General features: G+C 53.1%; 16 protein-coding genes. 8 read left to right on the plus strand and 8 right to left on the minus strand.

Features of this window, described 5'->3' with window-relative positions; genetic code table 11:
- The first annotated feature begins 42 nt into the window (after window positions 1-42).
- Window positions 43-1,332 (plus strand): voltage-gated ClC-type chloride channel ClcB, encoded by a 1,290-nt coding sequence (gene clcB / locus WM46_RS07255; protein WP_102601863.1) that lies wholly within the window; start codon window positions 43-45, stop codon window positions 1,330-1,332.
- On the opposite strand, the gene bioD is transcribed toward clcB, so the two are convergent.
- The 3 genes from bioD to WM46_RS07270 form a co-directional block, all read right to left on the minus strand.
- Complete coding sequence (gene bioD, locus WM46_RS07260; protein WP_094465417.1) at window positions 1,288-1,983, minus strand: dethiobiotin synthase; 696 nt, start codon at window positions 1,981-1,983, stop codon at window positions 1,288-1,290. The two genes, clcB and bioD, sit on opposite strands and share 45 nt — an antisense overlap.
- 125 nt (window positions 1,984-2,108) lie before the next feature.
- Window positions 2,109-3,329, minus strand: a complete 1,221-nt coding sequence (gene mlc, locus WM46_RS07265; RefSeq protein WP_102601864.1) for a sugar metabolism global transcriptional regulator Mlc — start codon at window positions 3,327-3,329, stop codon at window positions 2,109-2,111.
- 128 nt (window positions 3,330-3,457) lie between these two features.
- Window positions 3,458-4,357 (minus strand): LysR family transcriptional regulator, encoded by a 900-nt coding sequence (locus tag WM46_RS07270; protein WP_102601865.1) that lies wholly within the window; start codon window positions 4,355-4,357, stop codon window positions 3,458-3,460.
- Between the two features lie 121 nt (window positions 4,358-4,478).
- On the opposite strand from WM46_RS07270, the gene WM46_RS07275 reads away from it, so the two are divergent.
- Window positions 4,479-5,732 (plus strand): MFS transporter, encoded by a 1,254-nt coding sequence (locus WM46_RS07275; protein WP_061077443.1) that lies wholly within the window; start codon window positions 4,479-4,481, stop codon window positions 5,730-5,732.
- Window positions 5,733-5,785: 53 nt separating this feature from the next.
- On the opposite strand, the gene WM46_RS26820 is transcribed toward WM46_RS07275, so the two are convergent.
- Complete coding sequence (locus WM46_RS26820; protein ID WP_222859965.1) at window positions 5,786-5,956, minus strand: KPN_01571 family protein; 171 nt, start codon at window positions 5,954-5,956, stop codon at window positions 5,786-5,788.
- Between the two features lie 362 nt (window positions 5,957-6,318).
- Between WM46_RS26820 and WM46_RS07280 the strand changes: the two genes are divergently transcribed.
- The 5 genes from WM46_RS07280 (at window position 6,319) to WM46_RS07305 (ending at window position 10,268) form a co-directional block, all read left to right on the plus strand.
- A complete protein-coding gene (locus WM46_RS07280; RefSeq protein WP_061077442.1) occupies window positions 6,319-6,672 on the plus strand; it encodes an ester cyclase in 354 nt (117 codons plus the stop codon).
- A gap of 531 nt (window positions 6,673-7,203) precedes the next feature.
- On the plus strand, window positions 7,204-8,691 hold the full coding sequence (locus tag WM46_RS07290; protein ID WP_102601866.1) for a carboxypeptidase M32: 1,488 nt from the start codon (window positions 7,204-7,206) through the stop codon (window positions 8,689-8,691).
- A gap of 149 nt (window positions 8,692-8,840) precedes the next feature.
- Window positions 8,841-9,167 (plus strand): acid resistance repetitive basic protein Asr, encoded by a 327-nt coding sequence (gene asr / locus WM46_RS07295; protein ID WP_187394498.1) that lies wholly within the window; start codon window positions 8,841-8,843, stop codon window positions 9,165-9,167.
- A 94-nt stretch (window positions 9,168-9,261) separates the two neighbouring features.
- Complete coding sequence (locus WM46_RS07300) at window positions 9,262-9,345, plus strand: hypothetical protein (protein WP_102601868.1); 84 nt, start codon at window positions 9,262-9,264, stop codon at window positions 9,343-9,345.
- A gap of 101 nt (window positions 9,346-9,446) precedes the next feature.
- Window positions 9,447-10,268, plus strand: coding sequence for a trypsin-like serine peptidase (locus tag WM46_RS07305; protein ID WP_102601869.1), 822 nt, complete (start codon window positions 9,447-9,449; stop codon window positions 10,266-10,268).
- 38 nt (window positions 10,269-10,306) lie between these two features.
- On the opposite strand, the gene mdtI is transcribed toward WM46_RS07305, so the two are convergent.
- Window positions 10,307-10,636: a multidrug/spermidine efflux SMR transporter subunit MdtI gene (gene mdtI, locus WM46_RS07310; protein ID WP_043000763.1), complete on the minus strand. Its 330-nt coding sequence runs from the start codon at window positions 10,634-10,636 to the stop codon at window positions 10,307-10,309.
- The gene (mdtJ, locus tag WM46_RS07315) at window positions 10,623-10,985 is read right to left on the minus strand and encodes a multidrug/spermidine efflux SMR transporter subunit MdtJ (protein ID WP_061077438.1); all 363 of its coding nucleotides are present in this window, start codon (window positions 10,983-10,985) and stop codon (window positions 10,623-10,625) included. Before mdtJ ends, mdtI begins: the two co-directional genes overlap by 14 nt.
- A 417-nt stretch (window positions 10,986-11,402) precedes the next feature.
- On the opposite strand from mdtJ, the gene WM46_RS07325 reads away from it, so the two are divergent.
- Window positions 11,403-12,437 (plus strand): AI-2E family transporter, encoded by a 1,035-nt coding sequence (locus WM46_RS07325; protein WP_102601870.1) that lies wholly within the window; start codon window positions 11,403-11,405, stop codon window positions 12,435-12,437.
- A gap of 48 nt (window positions 12,438-12,485) precedes the next feature.
- On the opposite strand, the gene pntB is transcribed toward WM46_RS07325, so the two are convergent.
- Both pntB and pntA read right to left on the minus strand, forming a co-directional pair.
- A complete protein-coding gene (gene pntB / locus WM46_RS07330; RefSeq protein ID WP_043000766.1) occupies window positions 12,486-13,874 on the minus strand; it encodes a Re/Si-specific NAD(P)(+) transhydrogenase subunit beta in 1,389 nt (462 codons plus the stop codon).
- A gap of 10 nt (window positions 13,875-13,884) precedes the next feature.
- On the minus strand, window positions 13,885-15,414 hold the full coding sequence (gene pntA, locus WM46_RS07335) for a Re/Si-specific NAD(P)(+) transhydrogenase subunit alpha (protein ID WP_061077436.1): 1,530 nt from the start codon (window positions 15,412-15,414) through the stop codon (window positions 13,885-13,887).
- Window positions 15,415-15,917 lie beyond the last annotated feature (503 nt).

The raw sequence follows: 15,917 nt of genomic DNA on the forward strand, positions 1-15,917 counted from the left end.
CCCCGCAAAATAGGCGGTTTCTGACTCTCTATGTAACCGCCTATGCACCGTCTACATTCCTGGCCTGACTTACGCGCAATGTTCCGCCGTCTGCTGATCGCCGCACTGATTGGTGTGCTGGCCGCTCTGGCGGTGTCCGGCTTTCGTCACGCTATGCTGCTACTGGAATGGACCTTCCTGAGTAATAACTCCGGCAGTCTGGTCAACGCCGCGACAGGATTAGCCCCCTGGCGGCGTGTACTGACACCGGCACTGGGCGGACTGGCGGCAGGTTTGCTGCTCTGGGGCTGGCAAAAGTCTCACCAACAACACCCACACGCGCCCACCGACTATATGGAAGCCCTACAGACTGACGGTCAGTTTGATTACGGCGCCAGTCTTGTCAAATCCCTTGCCTCGCTGCTGGTGGTCGCCAGCGGCAGCGCCATTGGTCGCGAAGGGGCGATGATTTTACTCGCCGCGCTGGCGGCCTCCTGCTTTGCGCAAAAGTTTACCCCGCGCGAGGAGTGGAAGTTATGGATCGCCTGCGGCGCGGCAGCCGGAATGGCCGGAGCCTACCATGCCCCGCTGGCAGGCAGTCTGTTCATCGCTGAAGTGTTATTCGGTACGCTAATGCTAGCCTCGCTTGGCCCGGTGGTGATTTCCGCCGTCGTCGCTCTGCTCGCCACCCGTTTTTTAAGCGGCGGTAACGATCTCCTTTATACGGTGCATCTCAGCGCCCAACTGCACTATGCTCAGTACGGCCTGCTCCTCGGCACCGGACTGATTGCCGGGCTCTGCGGCCCACTACTGATGTGGTTAATGTCCACCAGCCACACCGGTTTTCTGCGGCTGAAATTAGCCCCGCCGTGGCAACTGGCGCTCGGTGGTCTGCTGGTCGGTCTGCTTTCCTTGCAAACGCCCACGGTGTGGGGAAATGGTTATAGCGTGGTGCAGTCTTTTCTGCTCACGCCCCCGCTGTTGTCGGTCATTGCCGGTATTTTTCTGTGCAAACTGTTAGCGGTACTGGCCAGCAGTGGTTCGGGCGCGCCTGGCGGTGTGTTTACCCCGACGCTGTTTATCGGGCTGGCAATGGGCATGATGCTCGGGCGACTCGGCGGCGTCTGGCTGCCAGGTGCGGATGAAATGACCTTGCTACTGGGTTTGACGGGAATGGCCACGCTGTTGGCGGCGACGACGCATGCGCCGGTCATGTCTGCATTGATGATTTGTGAAATGACCGGGGAGTATCGTCTGCTCCCCGGTTTATTGATGGCCTGCGTGCTTGCGTCTGTCCTGTCGAGGACGTTACGCCATGATTCTGTCTACCGACAGCACGCTACCCAGCATTGACAGGCGAATGTACTGTCCGAGTTCGCGCTGCTCGGCACGCGGCAAATACGGCAGTTCGCCAATCAGCGGTGCTGGCAGTTTTTTGCTCAGTACATCAATAATCTCTGCGTAATGTGCCAGACCCGGATTAATACGGTTAGCGACCCAACCGATCAGCGGTAAACCGTCGTTGGCGATCGCCTGTGCCGTCAGCAACGCATGGTTAATACAACCTTCCTGAATACCGACCACCATCAACACCGGTAACTGCTCCTGCACCACCCATTCGGACAGTGGACGCAGATCGTTCATCAGACTGCGCCAGCCGCCAGTGCCTTCAACCACGACGTGATCAACCTTTTCGCTCAGGCTAGCCAGCCCGTTAGAGAGCAAGGTGTAATTGATCGGGCCGCTGTGGGCTACGCTACTTTCATCTTCGCTCAGGGCGATGGGGTTAACCGCCTCATAGGGTAATTCCAGCGTCGACACGCTTTGCAGCACCAGCGCATCCCGGTTACGCAACCCTTCGGGCGTCTCTTTGCTGCCCTTCGCAACCGGTTTATATCCCGCAACGCTTTTACCCCCCGACGCTAACGCTTGTAGCAATGCGCGGGAAACAACCGTCTTCCCAACAGAAGTGTCTGTACCTGTAATAAAGAAACGCTTCAGCATCACCAACTCCACCGTTATGCTTCGAAAATATAAGCCAGGAAAATAATACAGTGGAGAAAGTCTAAGGTATGCCAGGTCGAATCAGCTTGAGTTAGCGCAATTTTTGGTAGAACAGTTAAAAAATGTTAACCCTGTAATAGACGAATCAACAAAGAACCATTATACATCGCGTCTTTTACCAGCGCCGCTCCCGCCATTGTCCCCTGATTAGAGAACTGTGTGCTCTCAACGACCATATTTTTGCTGTAGGCCGGTAGCGCCTGCTGGCGGATGCTGTCCGCAATCGCCGGAAACAGCACGTCTGCGGCTTTACTGAGCGGCGATCCAATCAGGATTTTTTGCGGATTGAACAGATTGACCATAATGGCGAGGATACGGCCAACGTGGGTCCCCACGCCGCTGATAATGTCTTTTGCCAGCAAATCCCCCTGTAGCGCCGCCTGACACAGCGAATCGACCGTCAACGGCTGACCGTGAAGCGAAGAGCTCATGGATTGCGCCAGTCGCAGTTGCGCCAGCTCCAGCACGCTTTCCACGCTGGCGATAGTTTCCAGACAACCGTGGTTGCCGCAGTAACAGCGTTTTCCGTAAGGATCGACCTGTGTGTGGCCAATCTCCACCAGGCTGCTGCTACCCGCATGCAGTAAATGACCGTCGGTAATCACCCCGGCGCCAACGTTATGATCGATGACCACCTGAATGACATCGCGCGCGCCGCGGGACGCGCCAAACAGCGCCTCCGCCATCGTCCAGGCGCTGATATCATGCTGAATGTAGACCGGCACGCCGGTGTGCTGCGCCAGCGTATCGCCGAGCGGCATCTCTTTCACATCGGCATAAAACGGCATGCGATGTACGATCCCGTTCTCGGTATCGATAATGCCGGGTAAGGTAATGGCGATGGAGGTCAGACGTTCGAGCTTCTGCTGATGACGAATAAAAAACTGATCGACCAGCGTGACAATACGCGTCAACAGCGGCGTTTCATCGTTAAGCGGCAGTTCAAGACAGTCTTCCACGACCAGTTTGCTGCTGAGATCGCGCAGGGCGAGAAAGATTTCTCCACGACTGATGCGAAGTGACAGATAGTGCCAGGCTTCGGTTTCCACCACCAGCCCCACCGCCGGGCGTCCGCGACTGCCGGCTTCTTTAATTTCCAGTTCCTGGACCAGATGCGCTTCAAGCATTTCACGCACTATCTTCGTGATACTGGCGGGTGCCAGTTGCGCAAGACGCGAAAGATCAATACGCGATACCGGTCCCAGCTGATCAATCAGGCGATAAACGGCGCCCGCATTGGTCTGCTTTATTTGATCGATGTGCCCAGGCTGACTATCAGCAACCACCTCTGACTCCCTTTATTTTCGCGCCCCGAAATAATCTGTGGGCTATGGTGAAGCACTTCAATACACAACGTCAACTTTTTACTTAGCCGTGTGATTAACTGCACATTTTCAGCCGTTATTAAATTAATTTAAGCGCCCCTGACGGCCTGAACTAACTGCTGACGAAAACGTAGCGCCGCCTGACTCGGCTCATGATGCGCCGACCAGACCAGCCACATTTCTGAAACGGCGTCCTCTTCTGCAATCGGTACCCAACACATCTCATTGAGCTGGACTTTTTTAAATGAGGCCGGAAGGATCGACACCCCTAAGCCGGCAGCGACCAGCCCAATGATCGTCATCGCCTCACCGACCTCCTGGGTAATCATCGGCGACAACTGGTAACGGCGCATCATGCCGAGGATATCGTCGTAGAGACCGGTTCCGACGTGCGGATCAAAGAAAACAAACGGCTCTTTCGCCAGTTCAGCCAGTGTCACCACCGGCTTTTGCGAGAGCGGAAAAACCCTGGGGATCATCGCCATCAACGGTTCATGCAAAATCACCTCATGATGCAAGCTCTCTGGCAAGGGGGTATTGCGCATCAGGCCCAGATCCAGCGCCCCTTCGCTCAGCGGCGCCAGCTGTTCGCGGGTATTCATCTCGCGGGTCTGCAAATGCATGTCCGGGTATGACTGGCGGAACAGCGACAGGGTATCCGACACCGCGCGGATAAACGGTGCCGACGAGGTAAAACCGATACGCAGTTCTCCAGCTTCCCCGTGATGCAGACGCTGCGCACGGGCGGCGGCATCGTTGACCAGCCCGAGGATCTGTCGACTGTCGGCGAGAAATTGCTTGCCGGCGGCAGTCAGGGCGACGCTGCGGTTTGTTCGCGCGAGCAGGCGCGCGCCGACCTGCTGCTCAAGCATCTGTATTTGCTGGCTCAGCGGCGGCTGCGAAATATTCAGACGAGCCGCAGCGCGTCCGAAATGCAGTTCTTCCGCCACGGCAACAAAGTAGCGAAGGTGACGCAGTTCAATATTCATATTTTAAAAGTATCATTTGAGACTATTAATATATTAGACAGAATAATGAGATTTTCCTACTCTAATCAACAAGGTTATGCCCGTCCCCTCAAAACACGGGTTTGTTGCGCAAGGATTTCCAGTGAGTCGTACTACTACAGTCAATGACGCGACGGCGAGCGATATTGACGACCAACGCATTTCTCAGCCGGTTCAGTTTATTCAACGCGGTACTTCTGCCTTTATGCGTGTCACGCTGGCGCTCTTTTCTGCCGGACTGGCGACTTTCGCCCTGCTGTACTGCGTCCAGCCCATTCTGCCGGTGTTGTCTCATGAGTTTGGCGTATCTCCCGCCAGCAGCAGTATTTCACTGTCGATCTCTACCGGAATGTTAGCCGTTGGCCTGCTGTTTACCGGTCCGCTGTCGGATGCTATCGGGCGCAAGCCGGTGATGGTGACCGCGTTGCTGCTCGCCTCCTGCTGTACGTTGCTCTCGACGATGATGACCAGCTGGCACGGCATTCTGATAATGCGCGCACTGATTGGCCTTTCACTCAGCGGCGTGGCGGCGGTCGGGATGACTTATCTGAGTGAGGAGATCCACCCCAGCTTTGTCGCTTTCTCAATGGGGTTGTACATCAGCGGCAACTCGATTGGCGGAATGAGTGGACGTCTGATTAGCGGCGTGTTTACCGATTTCTTTAGCTGGCGCATTGCGCTGGCTGCCATTGGCTGCTTCGCGCTGGCCTCGGCCCTGATGTTCTGGAAAATTCTGCCGGAATCACGCCATTTCCGTCCCACGTCGCTGCGCCCCAAAACGCTGTTCATCAACTTCCGACTCCACTGGCGTGACCAGGGACTGCCGCTGCTGTTTGCCGAAGGTTTTCTGCTGATGGGGTCATTTGTCACCCTGTTTAACTATATCGGCTATCGTCTGATGCTTTCGCCGTGGGAGCTCAGTCAGGCGGTGGTCGGCTTGCTTTCCGTCGCGTATCTGACCGGAACCTGGAGTTCGCCAAAGGCCGGTTCGATGACGGTACGTTACGGACGCGGTCCGGTGATGCTCTTTTCCACAGCCGTGATGCTGTTCGGTCTGTTAATGACGTTGTTCAGTTCGCTGTGGCTGATTTTCGCCGGGATGCTGCTCTTCTCTGCCGGATTCTTTGGCGCGCACTCGGTGGCCAGTAGCTGGATTGGGCCGCGCGCGCGTCGCGCCAAAGGCCAGGCCTCTTCGCTGTATCTGTTCAGCTACTATCTGGGATCCAGTATCGCCGGTACGCTGGGCGGTGTGTTCTGGCATAACTATGGCTGGAACGGCGTCGGGGGATTTATCGCGATTATGCTGGTACTGGCTATTCTGGTCGGCACACGACTGCATCACCGTCTTCACGTCTAATCTGAAAGAAAAGCCCGGGTTCACCGGGCTTCTCGCCTCTCGACCAACAGTGGTTACCAAATTCCTAAGATTGATGAAAACCCCATCAATTCTCTGACGGCATCCAGTGCCAGAAGAGCAAAGACAACCCAGTGGAGTGGATTCATTTTGCTGTGTGTGTTTATTGTTATTGGACGGGTACGATGTTCCCGTTGGCTACTATAAAAAAGGCTATCGATAAACATAACTACCCATTATGGTGGGGATACTCAACCCACCTGTAACGTCGAAGAGGTTACATGGACAACAAAAACTATCAACAACTTACCCGCACCTTCCTGCGACTCTCTCGCTTCTCTTACCTCTCCGCTATCGCCAGTTGGAATATGTACGCCGTTAGTCATTAATAAGTAAATTCATTAAGAGACCAAAAGAAACCGCTGTTTGCCGGGCTTTGGCTACTAAGCGATGTGAAGTAGATCAATTATTCAAGATGTTAACAATACGGTACTGATATATTTCGATTTTGGTTTTAAAATTTTGAAATTGATAAGTTTTTGATGGTATTCTATAGTAAGGGATCATTTACAAACTGGAGGTAAATTATATGACGCCAAAAGAAATACTTTGCCAATGGGTTGACGCATTTAATAATGCAGATATAGAAATTATTTCTGAATTATATGATGATAATGCAATAAACCATCAGGTTGCCAATGATCCTGTTATTGGGAAAGAGGCAATAAAGAAAATGTTTGAACAAGATTTTGCCATCCCAGAAATGGTTTGTATCGTTGAAAACATTTTCGAAGATGGACAATGGGCAATTTTAGAGTGGCGTGACCCATTAGGTTTGAGAGGTTGCGGTTTTTTTCAAATAGTAAACAATAAAATTGTATTTCAAAGAGGCTACTGGGATAAGCTATCTTTCTTAAAACAGCATAATTTGCCTATTGAATAGTTTACAAATTTCTCAAAATGTACATTAAGGGAAGTATAACAACTTCCCTTAAAAATTGTTATAATATAAACACTGTATTAAAACACAGCCTAATCAATTAAAAATCAATGAGTTAAATGAATTTTAAATATTGTGCTGAATGCTTTTTATATAAATCACGTACTGAATGAGTATTCGCCCCAGTTTTTATTAGTTCTGGTGTTAAGGCATTCAGTAATGGGTATCTTTAACGATGATATCATTTGAAATACTTCTCATGTCTTAACGATAAGCTACTTCTTTGGAGTAACCGCTCAAGTACTTATTAGATATTTTGTGTACCTAGCAAACTAACTGCTTTGTTTTTCCTTCTGCATAAATTTGATGTCTGCTGGTAAAGGTTGCTGGTGGCGTTCAGCCAGAAGTATTTATTAAACTGTTGATACACCTGGTTGTATTATGATGTAGTGACTTCAGTCTTACTGTTCACAGTGACTACTTCCACATAAGTTAAACTCCCTGAACGCCCCCACACGATAAGGTAGAACAAGAATGGAAAAATCATCAGCTTATCATGATGTTACACGCATCTTCCTGCGACTCTCTCGTTTTTCACACCTCTCCGCTATCGCCAGTTGGGATATGTTCGCCATGATGCCGCCCGGCGGCAGTGCGGCGCGTGGCGCAGCGCTGGCGGAGCTGAGCGTTCTGGAACATCAAATCCTGACCGAACCGAAAGTGGCGCAATGGCTTGCCGCTGCCGCCCAGGAGGATCTCAATGATGTGGAACAGGCCAATCTGCGGGAAATGACGCGACTGCATACCCAGGCCGCGTTGTTGCCGGAGTCGTTGGTAGAAGCCAAATCTCTCGCCGGAAGTCGCTGCGAGCACGCCTGGCGCAGCCAGCGTCCCGCCAACGACTGGCAGGGATTTTCAGCGAATCTGAAGGAAGTGGTAAAACTGAGCCGCGAAGAGGCCAGACTGCGTGCGCAAGTCAAAGGCGGCACGCCGTATGACGCGCTGCTGGACATTTATGAGCCGGAAATGACCAGCGCACAGTTGGATGGCCTGTTTGCCGATCTCAAATCGTGGCTGCCGGATCTGCTCAACCGCGTGGTTGCCCGCCAGTCGCAGCAGTCGCTGATTGCCCCCGTCGGCCCCTTCCCGACTGCCGTTCAGCGCGAACTGGGGCTGGAGACGATGTCAGTACTCGGTTTCGATTTTAACGCCGGTCGCCTCGACATCAGCGCGCATCCATTCTGCGGCGGCGTGCCGGAAGATGTGCGAATCACGACGCGCTATGACGAAAACGAATTACTCAGCGCCCTGTTTGGCGTGATCCACGAAACCGGCCATGCCCGCTACGAGCAAAACCTGCCGCGTAACGGGTTGGGTCAGCCCGTCGCCCTTGCCCGTTCCACCGCAATCCACGAATCCCAGAGCCTGTTTTTTGAAATGCAGGTAGGTCGCAGCAATGCATTTTTAAGGCAACTGTTACCTGCCGTGAAGCGTCATTTTGGCGATCAGGCCGCCTTTGAAGAGCAAAACTTCATCGCCTGGAATCAGCGGGTAAAACCTGGTTTTATCCGCGTGGATGCCGATGAAGTCAGCTATCCGGCGCACGTCATCCTGCGCTATGAAATTGAGCGAGCATTGATCAATGGCGATATCGAAGTGGACGACATTCCGGCGCTGTGGGACGAAAAAATGCAGGCCTGGCTGGGACTGTCGACAAAAGGGAACTATCGCGACGGCTGCATGCAGGATATTCACTGGACTGACGGCGGGTTTGGTTACTTCCCTTCTTATACGCTGGGCGCAATGTATGCCGCACAGTTGTTCAGCGCTGCAAATCGCGCATTGCCAGGTCTCAGTCAGCAGATTGCCGGCGGCGATTTCAGCGCCTTGTTTGACTGGCTGCGACAGAATATCTGGCAGCACGGCAGTCGCTTTACCACGGCGCAGTTGATTACTCAGGCCACCGGAGAAGCATTAAGCAGCCGTCATTTCCGCGCCCATCTTGAAGCTCGCTATCTGTAACCCCCCTCGCCGGGCCGCTGCGCCCGGCGTTGTACATATCGTTACACGCCGAAACCAATGACTCACGGAAGCGCGCATCACCCAGCGATATAGTTATTTCAACGGCCCCGCAGTGGGGTTGAATGAAAAACCAAATCGAGGGTATGAGAATGAAAAAAGTATTAGCTCTGGTTGTTGCCGCTGCTATGGGTCTGTCTTCTGCTGCGTTTGCGGCTGACACTACATCAACTGCACCGGCTGCGGCGCCTGTTGCGAAATCAGCTCCGGCAAAAACCATGCACCATAAAAAACATCACAAAGCGACTACCCAGAAAGCGCCAGAACAAAAAGCGCAGGCCGCTAAAAAACACCCGAAAAAAGCCAAAGCCACGACTGAGCAGAAAGCGCCTGAACAGAAAGCTCAAGCCGCTAAAAAGCACACCAAAAAACACAGTCAAAAACCAGCCGCTAAGCCTGCCACTCAACCGGCCGCTTAAGTCCTGAATCGGTAAACTGGCGCGCCCCCTCGCGCCATTCTTCAACGGCGCTGAACGCTTTCCCGGTTTAGCGCCGTCTTTTTCGGAGGGTAACATGGTGCGCCGTTATCGCTTTGAGTTCATCCTTATCTCGCTTATTTTATGTGCGCTCATTGCCGCCCGCTTTTATCTTTCCTGATTGTAGTACTCTGATTTTGCTCTCACTTTCCCACCGTTACGTCTATAGTAATTACTGAGGGTTCTCTTTTAATAATCATAATTACCCACACAGAGTGTGATATGCGTAAAACCGTTGCTGTATTACTGGGTTCGTTGTGCTTTTCATCGGGTATTGCGCATGCGGATAAGCCTGACGCGGATACCGGAACCAGTGAAGTCAAAACGTTATTTTTTGGTCAGGACGATCGCGCGCCGGTAAGCGATCCTACCCAATCGCCGTGGGATGCCATCGGACAACTGGAAACCGCCAGCGGTAACCTCTGCACCGCGACGCTAATCTCCCCGCATCTGGCGCTCACTGCCGGACATTGCTTATTAACGCCGCCAAAAGGGAAACCGGATAAAGCCGTCGTCCTGCGTTTTGTTTCGAAAAAAGGTCTCTGGCGTTATGAAATTCACGGTATTGAAGGACGGGTGGATTCTGGTCTTGGAAAACGTCTGAAGCCTGATGGCGACGGCTGGATTGTGCCGCCTGCAGCCGCGCCGTGGGACTTTGGCCTGATTGTTCTGCGCTATCCCCCTTCCGGCATCACGCCGTTACCGCTGTTTGAGGGTGATAAAGCGGCACTGACCGCCGCACTCAAAGAGGCCGGACGCAAGGTCACGCAGTCGGGGTATCCGGAAGATCATCTGGATACGCTCTATTCTCATCAGGATTGTATCGTCACCGGCTGGGCGCAGAATTCAGTGTTGTCACACCAGTGTGACACGCTGCCGGGCGACAGCGGTTCACCGCTGATGCTGAAAACCGAGGCGGGCTGGCAGTTAATCGGCGTTCAGAGTTCTGCCCCGGCGGCGAAAGATCGCTGGCGCGCAGATAACCGGGCGATCTCGGTGACGGGATTTCGGGAAAAACTGGATGCGCTGGCCGGGGAGCAATAAGGCGCATCGAGCTGCCCGCGAGCGCGGGCAGCGATACATCAGGCCAGTTTAATCATCACCATACCAGCCAGCAGTAGCACAACGCCGATCCAGCCTTTATGATTCAGACGTTGCCCGAACAGTATCCATCCGGCAGCCAGCGTCGCGGCGATACCAAATCCCCCCCACAGCGCGTAGGCAACGGACAGGTCAATGCCCTTTACCGCCTGTGAAAGCGCACTGAACGCGGCGAGTACCGCAACCAGCGAGAGAATGCCGTACAATTTACGACGAAAGCCGTCAGAGAATTTTAAAAAGACGTTGGCGATAATTTCCAGCACGATCGCCATCCCTAACCAGGCAGCGTGAACCCATTCAAACTGTTGCATGGGTCACCTCTTTCGCTGACTGACGCGACTTGCGGGTACCGGATTTGATCAACACGATGCCCACTACCAGCGTTGCCAGACCGGCAATTTTCATGGCCGACAGCGACTCATCAAATAACAGCACGCTAAACAGCGTAATAAATAAAATGCCGATCCCTTCCCACAATGCGTAGGCCACACCGAGGGCGATTTTTTTAACGGCAAAAGAGAGAAAAATATACGAGGCGGCGATCATCACCAGCATTAAAATAAACCCGCTGTTGCCATCGCTTACGCTTGCCCATTTCATCGACAATGTGCCGGTAATTTCAGCGGCAATCGCCAGACCTAATAAAATCCAGTAAAACATGGTGCTTCTCCTGCTTGAGAATATAATCCTTTGGGCTTGCCAGATGCAGCAAACCAGAAAATAAAATCAGTTAGCCAGACGCATGGCGTCAGCTCGAACAGAAGAAGGGACTAAAGCGCGTTGCGCCAGTGCTGCTCACCTGCAAGCAAGAAAGAGGAGGAAGTGCGAAGAAGAATTTGTGTAGAAAAAAACGTCCTGAACATATTGTCCATAATATTACAATTATCCGCAGTGTTGCTTCTCGTCATCGCGGATGATAATTGTCCTCGGTAGTTGAACACGCCTGATTTGTATCATAGGCCAGGAATTAACTCAAAACCTTTTCACTTCTTTACCCGAATCGTTTGATTTTTCTCAGGACGATTCGACCCGAATCACATTATTATACGCGGCAAGCAGAAAAATACAGGACGCTCCATGGCAAAACCAATCATCACGCTGAACGGTCTTAAGATCGTCATTATGCTGGGAATGCTGGTGATCATTCTTACCGGTATCCGCTTTGCGGCGGATATTATTGTGCCATTTATTCTGGCGTTATTTATTGCCGTCGTCCTTAGTCCGCTGGTACAGCGGATGGTGAAACTGCGCGTTCCGCGCGTACTGGCGATCTCCCTGCTGGTGATCATTATCGTGATGGCGATGGTGTTACTGCTGGCCTATCTGGGTACGTCCCTCAACGAACTGGCGCGCACCCTGCCCCAGTATCGTTCTTCACTGGTCATCCCGTTGAAAAATCTCGAGCCCTGGCTGGTCCGCTTAGGTATTGGCGTCTCGGTGGATGAGATGGTGAAGTACATCGATCCCAACGCGGCGATGACCCTGATCACCAATTTACTGGCGCAGTTAACCAATGCCATGTCATCGATCTTTTTACTGCTGCTGACGGTGGTCTTTATGCTGCTGGAAGTGCCGCAGCTCCCCACGAAATTCCAGCAGATCATGGTTCGTCCGGTCGAAGGGATGGCAGCCATTCAGCGCGCCATCGATAGCGTATCGCACTATCTGGTGCTGAAAACGGCAATCAGTCTGGTCACCGGGCTGGTGGTCTGGGGTATGCTGGCGGCGCTGGACGTTCGTTTCGCCTTTATCTGGGGGCTGTTGGCCTTTGCGCTCAACTACATTCCCAACATTGGTTCAGTGCTGGCGGCGATCCCGCCCATCATTCAGGTGTTGGCGTTTGGCGGCCTGTACGATGCGCTGGTGGTGCTGGCGGGTTATCTGATCATCAACCTGGTGTTCGGAAATATCCTTGAACCACGCATCATGGGACGCGGCCTGGGGCTTTCTACGCTGGTGGTGTTCCTGTCGTTGATCTTCTGGGGCTGGCTGCTGGGGCCGGTGGGGATGCTGCTTTCGGTACCGCTGACTATTATCGTCAAGATTGCGCTGGAACAATCCGTTGGTGGGCAAAGTATTGCCATTCTGTTAGGCGATGCAAACAAAAAGTGACCGACGTAAAAACGGCCTCCGCAGAGGCCGTTTCAACAGAACAACGGATTACAGCGCTTTCAGAATCGCATCCACGCTGGCTTTGGCATCGCCAAACAGCATATGAGTGTTCTCTTTGAAGAACAGCGGGTTCTGCACACCGGCGTAGCCGGTATTCATTGAACGTTTGAAGACAATCACGTTCTGCGCTTTCCACACTTCCAGCACCGGCATACCGGCGATAGGACTGTTTGGATCGTCCTGCGCCGCCGGGTTCACGGTGTCGTTCGCGCCAATAACCAGCACGGTGTCGGTATCAGCGAAATCATCGTTGATCTCGTCCATTTCCAGCACGATGTCGTAAGGCACTTTCGCTTCCGCCAACAGTACGTTCATGTGGCCAGGCAGACGTCCTGCCACCGGGTGGATACCGAAACGTACCTTGATACCGCGCGCGCGCAGCTTCTCGGTAATTTCCGCGACCGGATACTGTGCCTGCGCCACCGCCATGCCGTAGCCCGGGGTGATGATCACCGTATGCGAGTTTTTCAGCATATCCGCGGTCTCTTCCGCACTGATCTCACGGTGTTCGCCCACTTCTTCATCACCACTGGACGCCGTACCATCGGTACCGAAGCCCCCTGCAATGACGCTGATGAACGAGCGGTTCATCGCCTTACACATGATGTAAGACAGAATCGCACCGGACGAACCGACCAGCGCGCCGGTTACGATCAGCAGGTCGTTGCTCAGCATGAAGCCCGCCGCCGCTGCCGCCCAACCAGAGTAGGAGTTCAGCATGGAGACCACGACCGGCATATCCGCCCCGCCGATGGACGCCACCAGATGCCAGCCAAACGCCAGCGCGATGATGGTCATCACCAGCAGCGCCAGAACCTGCAGGCCAACGCTTTCGGTACGGACAAAAACCACCAGCAGCAGGAAAGAGACCACCAGCGCCGCGAGGTTCATTTTGTGACGGTTCGGCAGCATCAGCGGTTTAGAAGAGATCTTGCCGCGCAGCTTACCAAATGCCACCACCGAACCAGTGAAGGTTACCGCACCGATGAAGATGCCCAGGAACACTTCGGTCAGGTGAATATTGACCAGAATCGGCTCCAGGCCTGCTTCGTGATACAGATAGCTGTTGAAGCCGACCAGTACCGCAGCCAGACCGACGAAGCTGTGCAGAATCGCCACCAGTTCCGGCATTTCGGTCATTTCAACTTTCTTCGCCAGACGAATACCAATCGCGCCGCCGATGATCATTGCCACCAGGATCCAGGCAACGTTGCCAGTATCCGGGCCAAAAATCGTGGCAATCAGCGCAATCGCCATCCCGGCGATACCGAAGTTGTTACCCTGCTGAGACGTTTCATGTTTTGAAAGTCCCGCCAGACTGAAAATAAACAGGATCGCGGCAACAATGTATGCAGCTGTAACTAATCCTCCAGACATGTGTTACCCCTTAGTTTTTCCGGAACATTTTCAGCATGCGCTGAGTCACGGTGAAGCCACCGAAAATATTGATGCTGGCAATCAGGACCGCGATGAAGCTCAGGAAGCTAACCCAGCCGCCCTGGCCAATCTGCAATAACGCGCCAACCACGATGATCCCTGAAATGGCGTTGGTCACGGACATCAGCGGCGTATGCAGAGCATGAGAAACGTTCCAGACCACGTAGTAGCCCACCACGCAGGACAGTGCGAACACCGTAAAGTGACCGAGGAACTCTTTCGGCGCGACGTCTGCCAGCCAGCCGAACAGAATGATCACCAGCGCCATCACCGCGTATTTACGCCACGGCGATGCCGGTTTTTCCGGCTCTTTTGCAGCCGGCGCGGCTTTCGCGGCGGCCTGCGGCTGTGCAGATACCTGAATCGGCGGCGCCGGCCAGGTAATTTCGCCGTCACGCACTACCGTGACGCCGCGCACGACCACGTCGTCGAAATCAACGGTGATATTGCCGTCTTTCTCTTTGCACAGCAGTTTAAGCAGGTTAACAAGGTTGGTGCCGTACAGTTGTGAAGACTGTGTCGGCAGACGCCCTGGCAAGTCGGTATAACCGATCACCTTAACGCCGTTTGCCGTGGTCGTGACCTGATTGGCGACCGTATATTCACAGTTACCGCCGTTTTGCGCCGCCAGGTCGACAATCACGCTGCCCGCCTTCATGGAGTCAACCATCTCACGGGTGATCAGTTTCGGTGCCGGTTTACCCGGAATCAGCGCGGTGGTGACAATAATGTCGACCTCTTTTGCCTGCGCGGCAAACAGCGCCATTTCCGCTTTGATAAACGCTTCAGACATCACTTTGGCGTAACCGTCGCCGCTGCCTGCTTCCTCTTTGAAATCCAGTTCGAGGAATTCAGCGCCCATACTCTGGACCTGCTCTTTCACTTCCGGACGGGTGTCAAAGGCACGCACAATCGCGCCCAGGCTGTTCGCTGCGCCAATGGCGGCCAGACCAGCAACACCGGCCCCGATCACCATCACTTTGGCGGGAGGAACTTTACCCGCAGCGGTGATCTGCCCGGTAAAGAAGCGGCCAAACTCGTGCGCGGCTTCCACGATCGCCCGATAACCGGCGATGTTTGCCATCGAGCTCAATGCATCCAGCGACTGCGCACGTGAAATACGCGGTACAGAATCCATTGCCATCACCGTCACATTACGCTCGGCGAGCTTTTGCATTAACTCTGGATTCTGCGCAGGCCAGATAAAGCTGACCAGCGTGGTGCCCGGATTGAGTAACGGAATTTCCTCATCTTCCGGTGCGTTAACCTTCAGAATGATCTCTGATTGCCAGACAGCGCTGCTGTCGACAATTTCCGCGCCCGCTTCTACAAAAGCTTTATCGTCAAAACTCGCCAGTCCACCCGCGCCGCTCTCTACCGCGACGGTGAAACCCAACTTCAGCAGTTGCTCAACCGTTTTCGGCGTCGCGGCTACGCGGGTTTCATTGGTAAACCGTTCTTTTGGTATGCCAATTCGCATAATGTTCCCTTCCATCGGTATTTTTGATGATGGTTTGTCAGTTAACGTGGAATTGCGCAGGCAATTTCACGCAGGGGTATAGGTTACCCCGGAAAAATAAAACAGTAACAAACTCTCTATAACGTACTGAAAATAGCGCTTGTGATCTAGCGCCAAAAAACAGTATTTGTCGGGTTATCAGCAAAACAGGAACGATTCAGCCCTCTGACCGGGATAATGACCTTCAATTCCTCGTGAAAGGCCCATAATTCGCTCAGACGAAGCGGCAAAACATGATTAAGCGCCACGGAAGATCAACTAATTAACATTAAATTAACTTATAAAATTCAGTGCGTTCATCAGTTTTCACTGTGAAATGACCATTTTTTCGACATATCATAATTTGTTATCGACCTTGTGACCTCATCTGCTGTGTCGATTGAAAAATCACGCAGACAGTCACCGGGTTTAAATGCAATAATCAGCCACGTTTCTAGTCAATAACAATACCAGTACCTGGTTTG

Origin of the sequence: Citrobacter freundii complex sp. CFNIH2 (assembly GCF_002880615.1) — a bacterium.
In the GTDB taxonomy this organism is placed as follows: Bacteria; Pseudomonadota; Gammaproteobacteria; order Enterobacterales; family Enterobacteriaceae; genus Citrobacter_A; species Citrobacter_A amalonaticus_F.

Excerpts from the sequence above, each read along its gene's own strand:
- clcB (WP_102601863.1), top strand. The coding sequence starts at position 43 with ATGCACCGTCTACATTCCTGGCCTGACTTACGCGCAATGTTCCGCCGT.
- bioD (WP_094465417.1), bottom strand. The coding sequence starts at position 1,983 with ATGCTGAAGCGTTTCTTTATTACAGGTACAGACACTTCTGTTGGGAAG.
- WM46_RS07270 (WP_102601865.1), bottom strand. The coding sequence starts at position 4,357 with ATGAATATTGAACTGCGTCACCTTCGCTACTTTGTTGCCGTGGCGGAA.
- WM46_RS26820 (WP_222859965.1), bottom strand. The coding sequence starts at position 5,956 with ATGTTTATCGATAGCCTTTTTTATAGTAGCCAACGGGAACATCGTACC.
- WM46_RS07280 (WP_061077442.1), top strand. The coding sequence starts at position 6,319 with ATGACGCCAAAAGAAATACTTTGCCAATGGGTTGACGCATTTAATAAT.
- WM46_RS07290 (WP_102601866.1), top strand. The coding sequence starts at position 7,204 with ATGGAAAAATCATCAGCTTATCATGATGTTACACGCATCTTCCTGCGA.
- asr (WP_187394498.1), top strand. The coding sequence starts at position 8,841 with ATGAAAAAAGTATTAGCTCTGGTTGTTGCCGCTGCTATGGGTCTGTCT.
- WM46_RS07300 (WP_102601868.1), top strand. The coding sequence starts at position 9,262 with ATGGTGCGCCGTTATCGCTTTGAGTTCATCCTTATCTCGCTTATTTTA.
- WM46_RS07305 (WP_102601869.1), top strand. The coding sequence starts at position 9,447 with ATGCGTAAAACCGTTGCTGTATTACTGGGTTCGTTGTGCTTTTCATCG.
- mdtI (WP_043000763.1), bottom strand. The coding sequence starts at position 10,636 with ATGCAACAGTTTGAATGGGTTCACGCTGCCTGGTTAGGGATGGCGATC.
- mdtJ (WP_061077438.1), bottom strand. The coding sequence starts at position 10,985 with ATGTTTTACTGGATTTTATTAGGTCTGGCGATTGCCGCTGAAATTACC.
- WM46_RS07325 (WP_102601870.1), top strand. The coding sequence starts at position 11,403 with ATGGCAAAACCAATCATCACGCTGAACGGTCTTAAGATCGTCATTATG.
- pntB (WP_043000766.1), bottom strand. The coding sequence starts at position 13,874 with ATGTCTGGAGGATTAGTTACAGCTGCATACATTGTTGCCGCGATCCTG.
- pntA (WP_061077436.1), bottom strand. The coding sequence starts at position 15,414 with ATGCGAATTGGCATACCAAAAGAACGGTTTACCAATGAAACCCGCGTA.